Source organism: Streptomyces sp. NPDC033270 (genome assembly GCF_055576575.1).
This window is the reverse complement of the sequence record NZ_JBVIRA010000012.1, coordinates 71,514-87,314: the sequence shown is the minus strand read 5'-3', so window position 1 is coordinate 87,314 and position 15,801 is coordinate 71,514. Positions and strand designations below refer to the sequence as shown.

General features: G+C 72.4%; 17 protein-coding genes and 1 tRNA gene. 9 read left to right on the top strand and 9 right to left on the bottom strand.

What is annotated here, in order from left to right; all coding sequences use genetic code 11:
• The 3 genes from ACZ5XZ_RS18585 to ACZ5XZ_RS18575 form a co-directional block, all read right to left on the bottom strand.
• Positions 1-1,100 (bottom strand): DUF3048 domain-containing protein (locus tag ACZ5XZ_RS18585; protein ID WP_468979214.1); only part of this gene is annotated, 1,100 nt, incomplete at its 3' end.
• Positions 1,101-1,345: 245 nt separating this feature from the next.
• Positions 1,346-1,421: transfer RNA gene (locus ACZ5XZ_RS18580), tRNA-Arg, on the bottom strand.
• Between the two features lie 322 nt (positions 1,422-1,743).
• The gene (locus tag ACZ5XZ_RS18575; RefSeq protein ID WP_468979213.1) at positions 1,744-1,959 is read right to left on the bottom strand and encodes an aromatic-ring hydroxylase C-terminal domain-containing protein; all 216 of its coding nucleotides are present in this window, start codon (positions 1,957-1,959) and stop codon (positions 1,744-1,746) included.
• Between the two features lie 9 nt (positions 1,960-1,968).
• Between ACZ5XZ_RS18575 and ACZ5XZ_RS18570 the strand changes: the two genes are divergently transcribed.
• Together ACZ5XZ_RS18570 and ACZ5XZ_RS18565 are read left to right on the top strand one after the other, a co-directional pair.
• Positions 1,969-2,214, top strand: coding sequence for a 3-oxoacyl-[acyl-carrier-protein] synthase III C-terminal domain-containing protein (locus ACZ5XZ_RS18570; RefSeq protein ID WP_468979210.1), 246 nt, complete (start codon positions 1,969-1,971; stop codon positions 2,212-2,214).
• 2 nt (positions 2,215-2,216) lie between these two features.
• Positions 2,217-2,768, top strand: a complete 552-nt coding sequence (locus tag ACZ5XZ_RS18565; protein WP_468979417.1) for a cysteine hydrolase family protein — start codon at positions 2,217-2,219, stop codon at positions 2,766-2,768.
• A 9-nt stretch (positions 2,769-2,777) separates the two neighbouring features.
• Here ACZ5XZ_RS18565 and ACZ5XZ_RS18560 read toward each other — a convergent pair whose 3' ends face one another.
• From ACZ5XZ_RS18560 to ACZ5XZ_RS18550, 3 genes are all read right to left on the bottom strand, one after another.
• Positions 2,778-2,993: a hypothetical protein gene (locus tag ACZ5XZ_RS18560; RefSeq protein ID WP_468979208.1), complete on the bottom strand. Its 216-nt coding sequence runs from the start codon at positions 2,991-2,993 to the stop codon at positions 2,778-2,780.
• Positions 2,994-3,083: 90 nt separating this feature from the next.
• Positions 3,084-3,386 (bottom strand): hypothetical protein, encoded by a 303-nt coding sequence (locus tag ACZ5XZ_RS18555; RefSeq protein ID WP_468979206.1) that lies wholly within the window; start codon positions 3,384-3,386, stop codon positions 3,084-3,086.
• Positions 3,383-3,598, bottom strand: a complete 216-nt coding sequence (locus ACZ5XZ_RS18550; RefSeq protein ID WP_468979435.1) for a hypothetical protein — start codon at positions 3,596-3,598, stop codon at positions 3,383-3,385. Before ACZ5XZ_RS18550 ends, ACZ5XZ_RS18555 begins: the two co-directional genes overlap by 4 nt.
• A gap of 51 nt (positions 3,599-3,649) precedes the next feature.
• Between ACZ5XZ_RS18550 and ACZ5XZ_RS18545 the strand changes: the two genes are divergently transcribed.
• Positions 3,650-4,291, top strand: coding sequence for a TetR family transcriptional regulator (locus tag ACZ5XZ_RS18545; RefSeq protein WP_468979205.1), 642 nt, complete (start codon positions 3,650-3,652; stop codon positions 4,289-4,291).
• A 70-nt stretch (positions 4,292-4,361) separates the two neighbouring features.
• Here the strand turns inward: ACZ5XZ_RS18545 and ACZ5XZ_RS18540 are convergent, their stop codons facing one another.
• Positions 4,362-5,609: a M6 family metalloprotease domain-containing protein gene (locus tag ACZ5XZ_RS18540; RefSeq protein ID WP_468979203.1), complete on the bottom strand. Its 1,248-nt coding sequence runs from the start codon at positions 5,607-5,609 to the stop codon at positions 4,362-4,364.
• Positions 5,610-5,935: 326 nt separating this feature from the next.
• Between ACZ5XZ_RS18540 and ACZ5XZ_RS18535 the strand changes: the two genes are divergently transcribed.
• Both ACZ5XZ_RS18535 and ACZ5XZ_RS18530 read left to right on the top strand, forming a co-directional pair.
• Positions 5,936-6,598 (top strand): TetR/AcrR family transcriptional regulator, encoded by a 663-nt coding sequence (locus ACZ5XZ_RS18535; protein ID WP_468979199.1) that lies wholly within the window; start codon positions 5,936-5,938, stop codon positions 6,596-6,598.
• 169 nt (positions 6,599-6,767) lie between these two features.
• Positions 6,768-8,294 (top strand): MFS transporter, encoded by a 1,527-nt coding sequence (locus tag ACZ5XZ_RS18530; protein WP_468979196.1) that lies wholly within the window; start codon positions 6,768-6,770, stop codon positions 8,292-8,294.
• A 42-nt stretch (positions 8,295-8,336) separates the two neighbouring features.
• Here the strand turns inward: ACZ5XZ_RS18530 and ACZ5XZ_RS18525 are convergent, their stop codons facing one another.
• Together ACZ5XZ_RS18525 and ACZ5XZ_RS18520 are read right to left on the bottom strand one after the other, a co-directional pair.
• The gene (locus ACZ5XZ_RS18525) at positions 8,337-8,834 is read right to left on the bottom strand and encodes a MarR family winged helix-turn-helix transcriptional regulator (RefSeq protein ID WP_468979195.1); all 498 of its coding nucleotides are present in this window, start codon (positions 8,832-8,834) and stop codon (positions 8,337-8,339) included.
• A gap of 520 nt (positions 8,835-9,354) precedes the next feature.
• Positions 9,355-9,873 (bottom strand): hypothetical protein, encoded by a 519-nt coding sequence (locus ACZ5XZ_RS18520; RefSeq protein WP_468979193.1) that lies wholly within the window; start codon positions 9,871-9,873, stop codon positions 9,355-9,357.
• A gap of 600 nt (positions 9,874-10,473) precedes the next feature.
• Between ACZ5XZ_RS18520 and ACZ5XZ_RS18515 the strand changes: the two genes are divergently transcribed.
• The 4 genes from ACZ5XZ_RS18515 to ACZ5XZ_RS18500 all read left to right on the top strand — a co-directional run bounded on the left by ACZ5XZ_RS18515 (position 10,474) and on the right by ACZ5XZ_RS18500 (position 15,659).
• Positions 10,474-11,475: a sigma-70 family RNA polymerase sigma factor gene (locus tag ACZ5XZ_RS18515; RefSeq protein ID WP_468979191.1), complete on the top strand. Its 1,002-nt coding sequence runs from the start codon at positions 10,474-10,476 to the stop codon at positions 11,473-11,475.
• 242 nt (positions 11,476-11,717) lie between these two features.
• Entirely contained in the window at positions 11,718-12,491 is a 774-nt protein-coding gene (locus ACZ5XZ_RS18510) for a DeoR/GlpR family DNA-binding transcription regulator (protein WP_468979414.1), read from the top strand.
• Positions 12,488-13,435: a 1-phosphofructokinase gene (gene pfkB / locus ACZ5XZ_RS18505; protein WP_468979188.1), complete on the top strand. Its 948-nt coding sequence runs from the start codon at positions 12,488-12,490 to the stop codon at positions 13,433-13,435. The genes ACZ5XZ_RS18510 and pfkB overlap by 4 nt, the downstream gene beginning before the upstream one ends.
• Positions 13,436-13,499: 64 nt before the next feature.
• A complete protein-coding gene (locus ACZ5XZ_RS18500; protein WP_468979186.1) occupies positions 13,500-15,659 on the top strand; it encodes a PTS fructose transporter subunit IIABC in 2,160 nt (719 codons plus the stop codon).
• Positions 15,660-15,801 lie beyond the last annotated feature (142 nt).

The following is a 15,801-nucleotide window of genomic DNA, read 5'->3' as shown; positions in this document are numbered from 1 at the left end:
CCCTCGCCCCCCCCCTCCCCCCTCCCCCCTCCCCCCCTCCCCCCGTTTCCCCCCCCCCCCCCCCCCCCCCCCCCCCCCCAGACCTGCCCCGCGGCGAAGTTCAGCGGCGCCCCGGACGGTGTGGTGAACTCCGTCCCGTCCTGTGCCGAGTCGCGGTGCCACCGGGCGTCGTACGCCCTGCCGTCGCGCAGGACCAGGGCGGAGCCGGAGCCCACGGTCTCGGTGAACGGCGACACCGCGCCCCACCGGTCCCGGAACTCCGAGTCGCGGACCTGCACCTGCTGGACGACCACGGTCGAGGCCGCGAGCCGGCCGCCGTCGGTGGTGCGCGACGCCACGCCGTCCATCGCCACCAGCCACTTCCTGCCGGCGGACGACCAGGCGAAGTCGTAACGGGCGGCCGGATACCGCACGGTGTACCCCTTCTCCCGCCGCCCGCCCGCGGGAGGCGGCCCGAACCGGAAGCCGATGTCCGCCGCCGCGGACGCCTCCGGCGCCTGGGCGAGGAGCCGTTCGGGCCGCAGGTAGAGGTTGTGCGGCGCGGCCCGCCCGCCGTCGCGGAAGTAGGCGCCCGGCGCCCTTCCCGGCGGCAGCGCGTACAGCGGCGCGGCCGTGATCAGCGGATTCAGCCTCGACTGCGCCCCGGAGTACGCGAGCGCGGGCCGGCCGAACTGCCCCAGCAGCTCGATGTCCGACGCGCGCGCACTGCGCACCGGCCCCAGCTTCGGGGGCAGCCGCGACGACAGAACGGCGAGTATCCGGGTCTGCCCGGCCTCCACCTGCTCGACGTAGACGAGGTCCGCCGCACCGAGGCCGGTGTGCGGCCGCGCCGGACCGACATTGTCGATCTTGACCGCGAGCACCGGCCCGGACCGCGCCGCAAGCCCCGTGAACGGTGAGACCGCCCGTCCCCCGGGCCGCGCCGGACCCGCACCCTCCATGGAGTTGGACCGCGTACACCCCGAGACACCGACCGCCACCAAGGCCACCACCGACGAGACCAGCCCGGCCACCGCCGCCGACCGGACCCCGCCCCACAGCGGCCCGCGGCGCTCGCCCCGGCGGAACAGCCGCAGCCCGAAGAGGAATCGACGGTGCACTCTCGCTCGGTACACCCCCTCAGGATCCCACCACCGACCGAAAACGCACCCGATCCCGCACACCCGACACGAGTCCATGAGCCACATGGGCCCGGCCACCGAGAGCACCCCGGCCGTCAGCGTCCCCCGCACCCGGTCGATGCCGGACCTGGATGCCGGCCGGCACCGGCCCCGGATCTCGGTTGACTGACCCCGGACCTGGACGACAAAGGCCCCGGACCATGACCGGTCCGGGGCCTTCCGACTGGTGCCCCCGGCAGGATTCGAACCTGCGACACCCGCTTTAGGAGAGCGGTGCTCTATCCCCTGAGCTACGGAGGCGGGGTGGGGCGGACACCAAGGTCTGCGCCACCGCGGACAGTGTAGCGGGTGACGGTTCTGGGGTCGGCGGCGCGCGACAGGGCCAGCGGTCTTTGGATGACCAGGCCCGGCGACGGCGGCGGTGGCGGTGGCAGGCCCTGGGGCGGCCTGGCCGGCCGAATCGGGACTGCTGGAATTCGCAGTCCTGCTGGAATCCCTTGAGACGTCGGCCCGCGGGGGTGTCCGGTGGGATGCGGGCGGGCGGCCCGCGGCGGCGTAGAGATCGTGGCTGTATGCCCCGGCGGGTCCCGTCCCGGGACCACAGGACACCTGCCGCCGGACCTCACGTATACGCCGGTGGGCGCTCGGCCGCACTGGGCTCGGCGGCCACGGGCCAGTGCTCCAGCGCGGCACGCAGTTGGCCGATGTCCGGGTCGTCGGCCGCCCAGGCGATGTGGCCGTCCGGGCGGACCAACAGGGTGTTCCGCAAGGGCCCGGCGGGGCCGGTGAGTTGCAGCCACTGCGTCTCCGGCACCGGGTGGCCCCGCGTGACCAGCACGAAACGGCCGTGCTGCCCCGGCTGGGCAACACCGTTCTGGACGCCGCCTATCTGCCGTCGATCTCCGCCATGGGCTTCGACGGCACCGAGATCCTCAACCTCGGTGCGAACAGCGGTCACTTGGGCGCGGGGGACGCCGTCGCCGGGCTCGCCGAGCTGCAATCCCGCCGCCTGCTGGAGCCGGGACACCTCGCCGTGATCCTGAGCGGCGGGGGCGGGTTTACGTGGAGCGCCCTGATCGTGGAGGCTGTGTGACCATGGATCTTTCCACCGCTTCCTTCCTCAAGCAGGGCACGACCTTGATGCTGGTGGACATCCAGCGATGGATCGTCGACCGGCCCGCCGCCCCGTACAGCGGCCCCCAGGTCGTGGCGTCGGCGGCGAGGCTCAAGGAGCTCTTCGACTCGGCCGGCCTGCCGGTGGTACTCGTGCGGTACGCGCGCATCGACCGCAGCGACGGCGGCCCTGACGCCCCCATGAACCACTTCCCCGAGGGGGTCGGCGCCACATCGGGGAACGTGGTGGTGACGAAGTACGCCATCGATGCCTTCCAGGGCACCGAACTGGCGGCGGAACTCAGCCGGTTGGGGACCACCTCGCTGGTGGCGGCGGGCATCACCACGGAGTTCGGGGTGCTGGAAACGGTGCGCACGGCCGTGCGGCTCGGCTACCCGACCACGGTCGTGGAGGACGCCATGACGGCCTTCTCCACGCACAACCACGAACTCGCCCTGAAGGAGTACGAGGACCTGGGAGTGGGTGTGGTGCGCACGGCGGACGTCCTTGGTGCGCACCGTCCGGGTCACTGAAGTCCGGCCCTACCGCCGTGGCCCCGGTGTGCCCGGACCGCTCGGGGCCCGCGTCCGTTGGGCCGGCCGGGCCGTCCAGGAGAGCAGGAGCCGCAGGGCGTCCTCGGAGGGGCTGTCGGCGGTGGCGAAGCCCATGCCGCTCGTACCACCGGTGATCAGGATGACGCGGCCGGCGCGGCCGGCGCGGCCGGCGCGTCCGGCGCGGGCAGGGGTGCTCTCGTTCATGACCACCACTCTGCCTACGGGCGCGGACCCCTTCCAGGCCCTGCCCGTCCCTGGGAGTGCCAGGGCCGCCCAGGCCGGATCACCAGGGTGTCAGCCGCCGATGTGCCAGCTGACCGTGCCGTCGAGGGTGACGAGGAGGGCGAGCACGAGCAGGTCGGCGGCGCCGAGGGCGAGACCCAGCAGGGCGCGGCCGCGGCGGGTGGTGCCGCGGGCCAGGGCCAGGCCGCCGAGGATCAGGGCGCAGGGGCCGAGGACGAGGTTGAGGACCAGGGTGCCGAGCAGCCCGAGGACGAAGGAGGCCACGGCCATGCCGTCGGCGTGCGAGCGCGAACGGTCCGACCGGCGGGGGGACTTGGCCGCGGCGGTCGAGTTGGTGTGGGTGAGCGCGGTCATCGGGCGGTCACCTCGGCCCGGTGGCGGCGTTCGCGCACGGAGAAGACGAGCAGCCAGCCGGCGATGACGGCCGCCGCGACGAGGGTGACGGGGAGGGGGAGGTGTGCCGCGGTGCCCAGCGCGATCCCCATCAGGAGGAGGGCAGCGACGAGGAAGAGCATGATCCGCCTTTCCAGTTCGGAGGACAGTTGTTCACTCAGTGACTCCAGCATACGACTCCCCACGGGTGGAGAAGTTCGGAGAACGGCTGTTTACTGGATGACATGAGTCACACCCTTGGGGTCCGGCAGGCCCAGAAACAGAAGACCCGCCAGGCGCTGCTCGACGCGGCGCTCGGCCTGCTGGAGGAGCAGAGCCTGAGCAGCCTGGGGCTGCGGGAGGTGACGCGGGTGGTGGGGATCGCGCCGGCCGCGTTCTACCGGCACTTCAGGGACCTGGGCGAACTGGGCGTCGCGCTGGTCGAGGAGGCGCTGGGGAGCCTGCATGTGATGGTGCGGGCGATCCTCGCCGAGCAGGACGGGGCCGAGGAGCGGATCGACCGTACGGTCGCGGTCGTCGAGCAGCATGTGCGCAGGTACCCGCTGCACATCCGGTTCGTGGCGCGGGAGCGGCACGGGGGCGTACGGGCCGTGCGGCAGGCCATCGCGGGGGAGTTGGACCGGTTCGCGCAGGAGGTCGCGGCGGCGCTGAAGTCCCAGCCGGTGTCGGAGGGCTGGCGCGACGACGATGTGCGGATGCTGGCCGAGCTGTATGTGGACCGGCTGGTGACCACGGCCGCGGCGCTCCTCGACGCCGAGGAGGACGGGGCCGAGGGCGCGGCCGAACGGGTGGTGCGCACGGCCCGCCGGCAGCTGCGGCTGATCAGCATCGGCCGGCGGCACTGGGCGGAGGAGGGCGGGGAGTAGGGGCGGTGGGGCCGGTGGGCCTGGTGGTTCCCGGCGTCGTGGGCGCGGGCGCGGCCGGCGGTGGCGGGTGTCAGGAGCGGGCCGGGGTCACCCGTACGCGGTAGGTGCCGTCCGGTTTTTCGGTGAGGACGGTGACCGAGGTGCCGCTGGCGCGGTCGGTGTAGGTGCTGCCGGGGCGGAAGGTGGCGTCGGTGAGTTCCGAGTCGACGTACTTGTCCTTCTGGTAGCAGCCGCCGCTGCGCGGGGTGGCATCCACGACGCGCAGCGGTCCGCGGCCCGAGGGGACGTCGGTGGCGACGCGGTAGATCAGGACGCCGGGCCGGCAGACCGCCGGTTCGAGCAGCCCGTGGGTGCGGGCCTCGACCACCAGCGCGGTGTGCGGTGAGGTCGGGACGACGACGATCTTGGTGCCGCCGGGGACGGAGATCGGTGTGAGGGTGTGTTCGGCGGGCGTTCCGCGGGGCGGTGCGCAGTGCACCTGGTCGGCGGAGAGCCAGCCGAGCTTCCACTTGTGCCAGCCGACGAAGTCGTTGCTCGGCCCCCAGTCCTCGTCCATCGGGTCCCAGTGGCCCGCGGGGGGCGGGGCGCGGCGCGCGTCGTTGTAGTAGAGGTCCGGCAGGCCGAAGCTGTGCGCGTTCTCGTGGTTGAGGACGCGGAAGGCGCTCGCTCCGATCTGCCGGCTCCATATGAACGACACGTTCCGGAACGGCACTTCGTCGGCCGTCTTCATCCCCATGTCGCCGCCGCTGAAGGTGACCGAGAGGACCGTACGGGTCGCGGGCGGGCCCGCGTTGGGTGTGGCGATGATGTTGACGACGTCGTAGTCGTGGAAGTCGACGATCCGGTCGACGGCGCGGACGACCTCCTGGGCCAGCGCGTGATAGCCGCCGTCCGAGGTCGGGTCGAAGCTGGCGCCGCGCTCGATGCCGTACGCCGCGACCGGCCGCGACATACGGATCCAGCGGAAGAGGGGGACGGGCAGATAGCTCAGCCTGCCGTAGGAGCTGGTGCGGAAGTAGTCCGTCGCGGCCGGGAAGAACTCGGCGAAGCGGGCGCTGGGCGATATCGGGGCGTGGGCGTCGGGGAAGTCGATGAAGAGGGTCAGGGCCCTTATGACGCCGGACGAGCGGGCGAAGCCGGCGGGGGTGGCGGCGGATTCGCCGACGTCGTCGGTGATGCCGCGCAGCGCGCAGGGGCCGCTCGGGGGCACGCCCGGCCCCGGGGGTATGGCCACGGCGCTGGGGGGCGAGCCCAGCGTGACGGCCGCGGTCGCGCAGGCCGCGCCGGCGGCCAGCACCGCGGATATCTTGCGCCTCATAACGATCACCTTGGATCGCCGGGTGACCCCCCGCGCGCGGTGTTGCGGCAACTGGAGTCATGGCGTCATTCGGGGGCCGGAGTCATGGCGTCGGCATTCGGGCACCGGAGACATGGTGCCGTCCGGGAGCCGGAGTCCTGGCGAGGTCATCCGGGCTCGTGCGTCGGGCCGGGAGGCGGCTCAGGGGACTGTGCGTCAGGTCACACGGTGGCGTGAAATATCCGGGGACACTCTCCCCGTTTAACCAGGCGTCCGACTGAACCGGGGAGCGTCTCCCCGGTTCGCCGCCCGGCGTCCGGACCCGCAGACCGAGAGGAGTGAGCCGCATGACCGCCGTCGCACACTGCGCGAAGACCGGGAAGCAGGGGCCCCCGCCCCGTCTGCGGGCCGATGCCCTGCGCAACCGGGAGCGGATCATCGCGGCCGCCCGCGAGACGGTGATGGAGTTCGGGGCCGAGGCCCCGCTCGATGAAATCGCTCGACGTGCGGGTGTCGGCAATGCGACGCTCTACCGTCACTTCACGGATCGACCGGAGTTGATCCACCACGTCACGCTCTCCGTCATGTCCCGTACGGCCGACCGCGCGGAGAGTGCTCTTGCCGAGGAGCCCGATGCCTTCCAAGCGCTGAGGCGCTTCGTCCACGACGCGGTGGAGGAGCGGATCGGGGCCCTGTGCCCGATGCTCTCCGACAGCATCGACCGTGACCACCCCGATCTGCTCGCCGCGCGCGAACGCCTGGAGGCGGCCATCGAGGCCGTCATGGGCGCCGCGCGCGACAGCGGCCAGCTGCGTCCCGACATCGCCGTCGGTGACCTGATGGTCGCGCTCACCCAGCTCACCCGGCCGTTGCCGGGCAGTGGCTGTGTGGACTTCGACAGGTTCGTGCACCGGCATCTGCAGCTGTTCCTGGACGGCATGCAGGCGCCCGCCCGCTCCGAACTGCCCGGGTCCGCCGCCACCTTCGAAGACCTCAGGCGCCGCGGGTAACCGGACCGGCCGCCGGCCCAGATCTCCCACACCCCGCACGTCACGTCACACCCCACACCGCCTTACCCGTCCCACTCGTCGTTTTACGGGGCCCGAGCGTCCCGTCCTTCCCTCGCTCCTGCCCCCTCACGCCTCCGTCCGCTCACCGCACCACTAGGTGGATCCCGCCATGCCTGAAACCGTCCCGTCCGTCGATCCCCGGCGCTGGAAAGCGCTGATATTCATCGCTCTCGCCCAGCTGATGGTCGTCCTCGACGCGACCATCGTGAACATCGCGCTGCCCTCCGCCCAGGAGGACCTCGGTATCACCGACGCCAACCGGCAGTGGGTGATCACCGCCTACGCACTGGCCTTCGGCGGTCTGCTGCTCTTCGGCGGCCGCGTCGCCGACCTGTGGGGACGCAAGCGGACCTTCATCATCGGGCTGATCGGCTTCGCGGTCGCCTCCGCGCTCGGCGGGGCCGCCGCCGACGAGGGGATGCTGCTGGGCGCGCGGGCGCTGCAGGGTGTCTTCGGCGCGCTGCTGGCGCCGGCCGCGCTGTCCCTGCTCGCGGTGACGTTCACCGAGGCCAGGGAGCGCGCCAAGGCGTTCGGCATCTTCGGTGCGATCGCCGGTGGCGGCGGCGCCGTGGGCCTGATCCTCGGCGGTGTGCTGACCGAGTACATGAACTGGCGCTGGACCTTCTTCGTCAACATCCCGTTCGCCGTGGTCGCCGCGACCGGCGCCTTCCTGGTCATCCGCGAGCCCGCGGAGGGCCGCAACCCCTCCCGGCTGGACGTCCCCGGCGTCATCCTGGCCACGCTCGGACTGGTCTCGCTGGTCTACGGGTTCACCCGCGCCGAGTCCGACGGCTGGCTGGCGGCCCCGACCCTGGGCCTGTTCGCCGCGGCCGCCGTGCTGCTGCTGGCGTTCGTGCTGGTCGAGTCCAAGGTGAAGGCCCCGCTGCTGCCGCTGCGGGTGGTCGCCGAGCGCAACCGCGCCGGTGTCTACGCCTCGCTGGGCCTCGCCGTGATCGGCATGTTCGGCCTCTTCCTCTTCCTGACCTACTACCTGCAGATCGTGAAGGGGTACACGCCGGTCGTGACCGGCCTGGCCTTCCTCCCGATGATCGTCGGCATGATCACCGGCTCGACGCAGATCGGCGCCCGGCTGATGAACCGGGTCCGTCCGCGACTGCTGATGGCGCCCGGATTCACCGTGGCCGCGGCCGGCATGCTGGTGCTGACCCAGATCGACCTGGACACGTCCTACCCGGCGCTGATCCTGCCCGGGTTCCTGCTGATGGGCCTCGGCATGGGTACGGCGTTCATGCCGGCGATGTCGCTGGCCACGCACGGGGTCCAGGCGCGGGACGCCGGTGTCGCCTCGGCGATGGTCAACACCTCGCAGCAGGTGGGCGGCGCGATCGGTACGGCTCTGCTGAACACCATCGCCGCCAGCGCCACCAGCGCGTACGCCACTTCGCACGCGGCCGGCGCGCGCTCGGCCGACCTGCTCAAGCTCCAGTCGATGGTGCACGGCTACACCACCGCCATCTGGTGGGCGGTCGGCATCCTGCTCCTGGCCGGGGCGATCGCCTTCACCCTCATCAACACCGGGCGGCCGGGCGGCGGTTCGCCGGTGGCCTCGTCCGACGACGGTGCGGGCAGGGTCGCGGCCGAGGACGAGGTGCCGGTCCCGGTGCTGGCGCACTGAGCCGGTCCGCAGGCGCCGGCCTCTTCCGGTTCCCCTGATACGTCAGCGGAGCCAGGGGAGGTCGGCGCCTTGCGGCTGCAGCCCCTCGGTCATCACCTGGCATATCTCGGACAGTTGGCGAACCTGCTCAGCGGAGAGGCGGTCGAAGATCGCGGAGCGGACGGCGGCGACATGACCGGGGGCGGCCTTCTCCAGCACCCGCATCCCCTCGTCCGTGAGGTAGGCGTTCTGCCCCCGCTTGTCGGAGGGGCAGTTCTCGCGGCGCACCCAGCCGTTCTTCTCCAGGCGGGCGACCGCGTGTGAGAGCCGGGAGCGGGTGATCTTGGCGTTCTGGGCCAGCTCGGTCATCCGCATCCGGCGCCGCGGGGCCCGGGACAGCTGGACGAGCAGGCCGTAATAGACGTGCGGCATCCCGGCGTCGCGCTGCAGCTGACGGTCGAGGTGGTCCTCCAGGAGCGTGGTGGCGTGGAGGTAGCACTGCCAGGCGTATTGCTCCTCGTCGGTGAGCCAGCGCGGCTCGGCTGCGGGTTCGGTGCTCATAGCATCCACTCTCTCACCGCTCAGAGAGTTCTTTAAGTTTTAACAACGTGGTTAGGCTGGATTCCTACGCTTGAACGTTCAAGTACTGCAGAGTGCGGTGGCTGAAAGTTTCCGGTGTGCCGATACCGCCCAGTGTGACGCCGTGGAGTTGATATGTCGCCCATGCCGGCGCTCGATCTCGGCCCCGGCGCACCCCCGCCCGTCGACACCCCCCGGTGCGCCGGAACTGGCCGAGCGGATACGCGGAACGCTCCGTAGCGCGGGCATGCCTGTGGGGCGCCCTCGTCGGGCAGGTGGACACCGGACGGAGCGTGATCGACGCGTTCTGGACGGGCCGGGCCTGGCGCAGCGGTCGGTGCGGTTCGGCTGGTTCGGCTGGTTCGGCTGGATCGGCTGACCAGGGTGGGCGGAGGGCCGGTCGGTCCGTCCTGACTCGCCGTCAAAGAGGTCCGCGACCGTCACCTGCGCGCACGCGAGGGCCTACGTTGCGCCGCCGCCGCAACGTAGGCCGCCCGCGACGTCAGCCGAACGCGGTGGACCGGTGCCGGCCGTGCGGCTCGCGCGTGCGGTGGGTCCGGAAGACGTACAGCGAGACGACGAACATGATCACGCCCATGACGAGCCCGAAGCCGCAGGACTTGAGGATCGTCTCCCCGCCGAGGCTGTAGTTCCAGCCCACCGCCGCGCCGAAGAGCGCGCCGTAGGCGAGCGCCCGGGTCTCGGTGAGCATGGACGACTGGTAGTGGACCAGGACGAGTCCCAGCGCGCCGGTGACGACGGCCGCGGCCACCCCGTACAGCAGCGCCGGGCCGCCCTCGGTGCCGGCGGTGTGGGTGCGGAAGATCGTGAAGCAGCCGAAGGCGAGCGCCGCGATGATGGGCAGTGAGACGGTCGCCGGAACGCGCTCGGCCATGGCGGTCAGCCGGGAGGACCGCTGCGGGGCCCGGCCGCCGGTGCCCGCCGTCGCGCCGTGTTCGAGTTCGACGCTGCCGTGCGAGCGGGCGGCCCTCGCGCCGTGCCGTTGAGCGTGCTGGTCCATGGCGGGCTCCTCTCGATCGCCCCTGCGCCCGGTGTCCTGCTGCTCCGTGCCCTTCTGTCCAGGCGACACCCGGGGGTCGCTCCCGTCAACTGGAACGGCCCGGAACGGCGGGCGGGACGGCGTCCACCGCCTCCTGGGCAACCAGAACGCGGTGCGGGTCGTCTTGGGGGTGGGAGAGCGGTGCGCGAGCGGCGCCGCTAGGACCGGTAGGGCCAGTAGGGCCGGCAGGAACGGCAGGAACGGCAGGAACGGAAGGACGCTACTCCGAACGTGATGCACGTCTCACGGGTGTGGTGGCGATAAAGATCCACAAGGAGTGGGAGATCCGCTTCCGTGTCCGCTCTGACCTGCGGTTCCCTTTGTTCGCGCAGCGTATGACCTCCCCGTGCGGGCCGCAGGGTACTGCATGATCAGAAAAATAGAAGCGCGGTGTGGGAATTCTGTCCGGATTCCAGCCGTTGTTTCCTTCGGACGGGCCACCCGGCAAGCATCGCAGTGGGTGCACCACCAACCGGCTCGCCCCAACGTCCCGCGACCTTCCCCAAGCTCTCGGCTTCGCTCGAGCAGGGGAGACCCCAACATCGCAAAGGGAGCACACGCATGGCAATCCGTGCCGTCGCCCGTCGTCAGGAAAGCAGCAGCGCTTCTGACGGGGCCACCAGTGTTCGCGCCATAGGCGGGGAGATCGCCGACCGCGACCTGGTCGGCATGTACCTCGACGAGATCGCGCGTACGCCCCTGCTCGACGCTGCCAAGGAGGTCGAGCTGTCCCAGACCATCGAGGCGGGCGTCTACGCCCAGCAGATCCTGGACGGCGAGATCACCGACGGCAATGCCGCGGGCGCCGGCCGCGCGGAGCTGGAGGCGCTGGCCGAAGAGGGGGCCAAGGCCAAGGACGTCTTCATCCGCTCCAACCTCCGGCTGGTCGTCGCCGTGGCGCGCCGTTACCCGCGCGCGGGGCTGCCGCTGCTGGACCTGATCCAGGAGGGCAACGCCGGCCTGGTCCGTGCCGTGGAGAAGTTCGACTACGCCAAGGGATTCAAGTTCTCCACGTACGCGACGTGGTGGATCCGCCAGGCCATCACCCGCTCCATCGCCGACCAGTCGCGCACGATCCGGCTGCCCGTGCACCTCGTCGAGGAGCTGGGCCGGATCCGCCGGGTGCAGCGCGAGTTCAACCGCGAGAACGGCCGTGACCCGGAGCCGGCGGAGGTCGCCGGCGAGCTGGGCTCCACGCCCGCCCGCGTCACCGACGTGCTGGACTGGGCCCGCGACCCGGTCAGCCTCAACATGTCGGTGGACGACGACGGCGACACCCAGTTCGGCGACCTGCTGGAGGACACCTCCGCCGCCTCGCCCGAGCAGTCGGTGCTGACGCTGCTGCGCAGCGAGGAGCTGGAGGACCTGATCGACCGCCTCGACCACCGCACCGCCTCGATCATCAAGGCGCGCTACGGCATCGAGGACGGCCGCGAGCGCACGCTGACCGAGGTCGGCAAGCAGCACGGTCTGACCCGCGAGCGGATCCGGCAGATCGAGAAGCACGCGCTGCTGGAGCTGAAGCGGATGGCGCGTGACACGGGATTCGACGCGGCCGCGTAGGACGCCCCTTCGGGTAGGACGAGCCCCGGTGCCAGTTCTGGCGTCGGGGCTCTGTGGTGTCCCGGTGCGCGGCGGCCGGCTCGCGTCCGGGGGGCTTGGCGCTCGCCCCGCCTGTCGCTGCCTGGCGGCTCGGAATGCCCGTTTGAGTCCACCTCAAGTCCGAATCCATTTACTTCTCGGAAATCCAGGCGTAGCATCGCAGCGAAACCACAGGTTCGGGCATGGAACGGACAGACACGCTGATGTATGCACCGGAGCGCCAGCAGGAGATTCTGCGGCTCGCCCGTGAGGGCGGACGGGTCGATGTGCTCTCTCTCGCCGAGCAGTTCCAGGTCACCGCCGAGACCGTACGGCGCGATCTGAAGGCGCTGGACCGGGCCGGCCTGGTGCGCAGGGTGCACGGCGGCGCCATTCCGGCCGGCCGGCTGGACTTCGAGCCGGACCTCGCCGAGCGGGACGCGGTCGCCGCCGACGAGAAGCAGCGCATCGCGCGGGCCGCGCTGGCCGAGCTCCCCGGCGGTGAGAGCGGCTCCGGAAGCGTGATCCTGGACGCCGGCACGACCGCCGCCCGGCTCGCCGCCCAGATCCCGCTGGAGGCCGAGCTCACCGTCGTCACCCACGGCCTGCCGGTCGCCGCCCGGCTCGCCGACCACCCCGGCCTCACCCTCCACCTCGTGGGCGGCCGGATCCGGCACCGTACGCGCGCCGCGGTCGACGACTGGGCGCTGCGCGCCTACCGCGAGATCAACGCCGATGTGCTGTTCCTCGCGACCAACGGCTTCTCCCTCGACGGCGGCCTGACCACCCCGGACCTCGCGGAGGCGGCCGTCAAACGGGCGCTGATCCGCGCCGCCCGCCGGGTCGTCCTCCTCGCCGACTCCGCCAAGTTCGGGCAGCAGCAGTTCGCCCGCTTCGGCGAACTGTCGGACGTGGACCTGCTCATCACCGACACCGGGCTCAGCCCCGACGACGCCCTGGCCATCGAGCGCGCGGGCACGGAAGTAGTACGCGCATGATCCTCACCGTCACCCCCAACCCCAGCCTGGACCGTACGTACGAGGTCCCGGCGCTGGACCGCGGGGCCGTGCTCCGGGCCACCACCGACCGCATCGACCCCGGCGGCAAGGGCGTCAACGTCTCCAGGGCGCTCGCCGCCGGCGGCCACCACACGCTGGCCGTACTGCCGCTGGGTGGCCCCGCGGGCGCGGCGCTGGCCGGGCTGCTCGGCGCCGAGGGCATCGAGGTGGCGGGGGTGCCGGTGTCCGGCCAGACCCGCTCCAACATCTCGGTCGCCGAGCCCGACGGCACGCTCACCAAGATCAACGCGGCCGGGCCCGAGCTGACCGCCGAGGAGGCCGAGGCGCTGCTGCGGAAGGTCGGCGAGCGCTGGGCGGGCGCCGACTGGATCGCCTGCTGCGGCAGCCTGCCGCGCGGTCTGGCGCCCGAGTGGTACGCCGAACTGGTCGCCCGCGCCCATCGTGCGGGCACCCGGATCGCGCTGGACACCTCGGGGCCGTCGCTGACCGCCGCGCTGCGCGAACGCCCGGACGTCATCAAGCCCAACGCCGAGGAGCTGGCGCAGGCCGTCGGCCGTCCGCTTACCACCGTGGGCGACGCGGTCAAGGCCGCCGAGGAGCTGCGGGCCTGTGGCGCCCGCGCCGTGCTGGCCTCCCTGGGGGCGGACGGCCAGCTCCTGGTCGACGAGGACGGCACCCACTTCGGCAGCGCCCCGGTCGCCGCCGTACGCAGCAACGTCGGTGCCGGTGATGCCTCGCTGGCCGGGTTTCTCGCGGCGGGCGGCACGGGCGTGGCCGCGCTGGCCGCCGCGGTCGCCCATGGCGCGGCGGCGGTTCAGCTGCCGGGCAGCCTGATGCCGGCGCCGAAGGACCTGGAGCCCTCGGCGGTGCGGGTGACGGACGCGGTGCCGCTGGACCGGGAGCTCACGGAGCCGGCGCCATGAACGGCCGCCGTACCGGCCGGGGGCTGACGGGTTTGATGCCGATCGCGAGCAAGGGAGCCGCGTGATGAGTGAGTTGATCAGCCCGGAACTGGTCGACCTCGACCTGTCCGCCGAGACGAAGGACGCCGCCGCGCGAGCGCTGGCCGAGCGGATGGTCGCCTCCGGTCGCGTCACCGACCTGGAGGGCTTCCTCGCGGACGTGGCCGCGCGGGAGGCCCAGATGCCGACCGGACTGGACGGCGGGATCGGGATTCCGCACTGCCGTAGTGCGCATGTCACCGAGCCCACGCTGGCCTTCGGGCGCAGCGCCGGCGGCATCGACTTCGGCGCGCCGGACGGCCCGGCCGACCTGATCTTCCTGATCGCGGCCCCGGCGGGCGGCGACGCGGACCATCTGTCGATCCTGTCGACCCTCGCCCGCCATCTGATGGACGAGGACTTCACCGGCGCCCTGCGGTCCGCCACCGAGCCGGCCCGCGCGGCGGCCCTGATCCGCGGCGACGAGCCGGAGGCGGCGGAGCCCGCCCCGGCCGCCGAGCAGCCCGCCGCGGCCGCCGAGCAGCCCGCCGCGGCCGCCGAGCAGCCCGCCGCGGCCGCCGAGCAGCCCGCCGCGGCCGCCGAGCAGCCCGCTGCGGCCGTCCAGGAGCCCGCCCCGGCCGTCGAGCGGGCCGAGCAGCCCGCCGCGGCCGCAGTGCCCGCTCAGCAGCCCGCCCCGGCCGACGGCCCCACCCAGGAGGCGCCGCCCGCCCCCTTCCGTATCGTCGCCGTCACCTCCTGCCCCACCGGCATCGCGCACACCTACATGGCCGCCGAGTCGCTGGAGAAGGCCGCAACGGCCGCCGGCGTCGAGCTGTGCGTCGAGACGCAGGGCTCGGCCGGGTTCGAGCGGCTCGACGCACAGCTGGTCGCGGACGCGGACGGCGTGATCTTCGCGCACGATGTCGAGGTGCGCGACAAGGAGCGCTTCGCCGGCAAGCCGACCGTCGACGTCGGGGTGAAGGCGGGCATCAACCGCCCCGCCGAACTCATCGCCGAGGTACGCGAGAAGGCCGAACGCGGCGAGGTGACCACCCCCGCACGGGCCGCGGCCCCCATGGACAAGGACGCCCGAGCCGCCGACGGCTTCGCCACCCGCCTGCGCAAGTGGCTGATGACCGGCGTCAGCTACATGGTCCCCTTCGTCGCCGCGGGCGGACTGCTCATCGCGCTCGGCTTCGCCATCGGCGGCTACGCGATCAACAAGGCGCCGTCCGTCGCCGACCACTTCGTCTGGACCGAGTCCGCCAGCTGGGCGGCCCTGCTGTTCCAGATCGGCGGCGTCGCCTTCGGTTTCCTCGTCCCGGTCCTGGCCGGCTTCATCGCGTACGGCATGGCCGACCGCCCCGGCCTGGTACCGGGGTTCGTCGGTGGCGCGGTCGCCCTCACCATCAACGCGGGCTTCCTCGGCGGCCTGATCGCCGGACTGATCGCGGGCGGGGTGGTGCGGGCGATCCAGCGGGTCGGTGTGCCGCCCGTCCTGCGCGGCATCATGCCGGTCGTCGTCATACCGCTGGTCTCCTCCGCGATCGTCGGCTTCCTGATGTTCCTCGTGGTCGGCAAGCCGATCGCCGCGCTGCAAAAGGGGCTGACCGACTGGCTGTCCGGCCTCTCCGGCGCCAACGCGATCATGCTCGGTGTGCTCCTCGGCCTGATGATGTGCTTCGACCTCGGCGGCCCGCTGAACAAGGTCGCCTACGCCTTCGCGGTCGGCGGCCTGGCCCACCCCAACGAGGGGAGCCTGAAGGTGATGGCCGCGGTGATGGCGGCCGGCATGGTGCCGCCGCTGGCGATGGCGCTGGCCACGACCGTGCGCGGCCGGCTCTTCACCAAGGCCGAGCGGGAGAACGGCAAGGCGGCCTGGGTGCTCGGCGCCTCCTTCATCACCGAGGGCGCGATCCCCTTCGCCGCCGCCGATCCGCTGCGGGTCATCCCCTCCGCGATGGCCGGCGGCGCGGTCACCGGCGCCCTGTCGATGGCCTTCGGCTGCACCCTGCGGGCCCCGCACGGCGGCGTCTTCGTCGTCCCGCTGATCGGCCAGCCGCTCCTCTACCTGCTCGCCATCGCCGCGGGCACGCTCGTCAGCACGGCCCTGGTCCTCGTCCTCAAGGGCCTGCGCAAGCCGTCGGCCCAGGGCCCGGCCGCCACCCCGGCCGGCGACGGCTCCCAGGTCGCGGTCGCGGCCTGACCCCTGCGCCGCGTACGCAAAAGGCGGTGGGCGGGCCCCCCCCCGGGGCGGGCCCCGCCCTTGTGTGTTTGTTGAGCGGATGTCGTTCGTCCAGCCTCGCTTGCCGCCTTCCCCGCCGAACAAGACAAGGTTCCACTAGTGG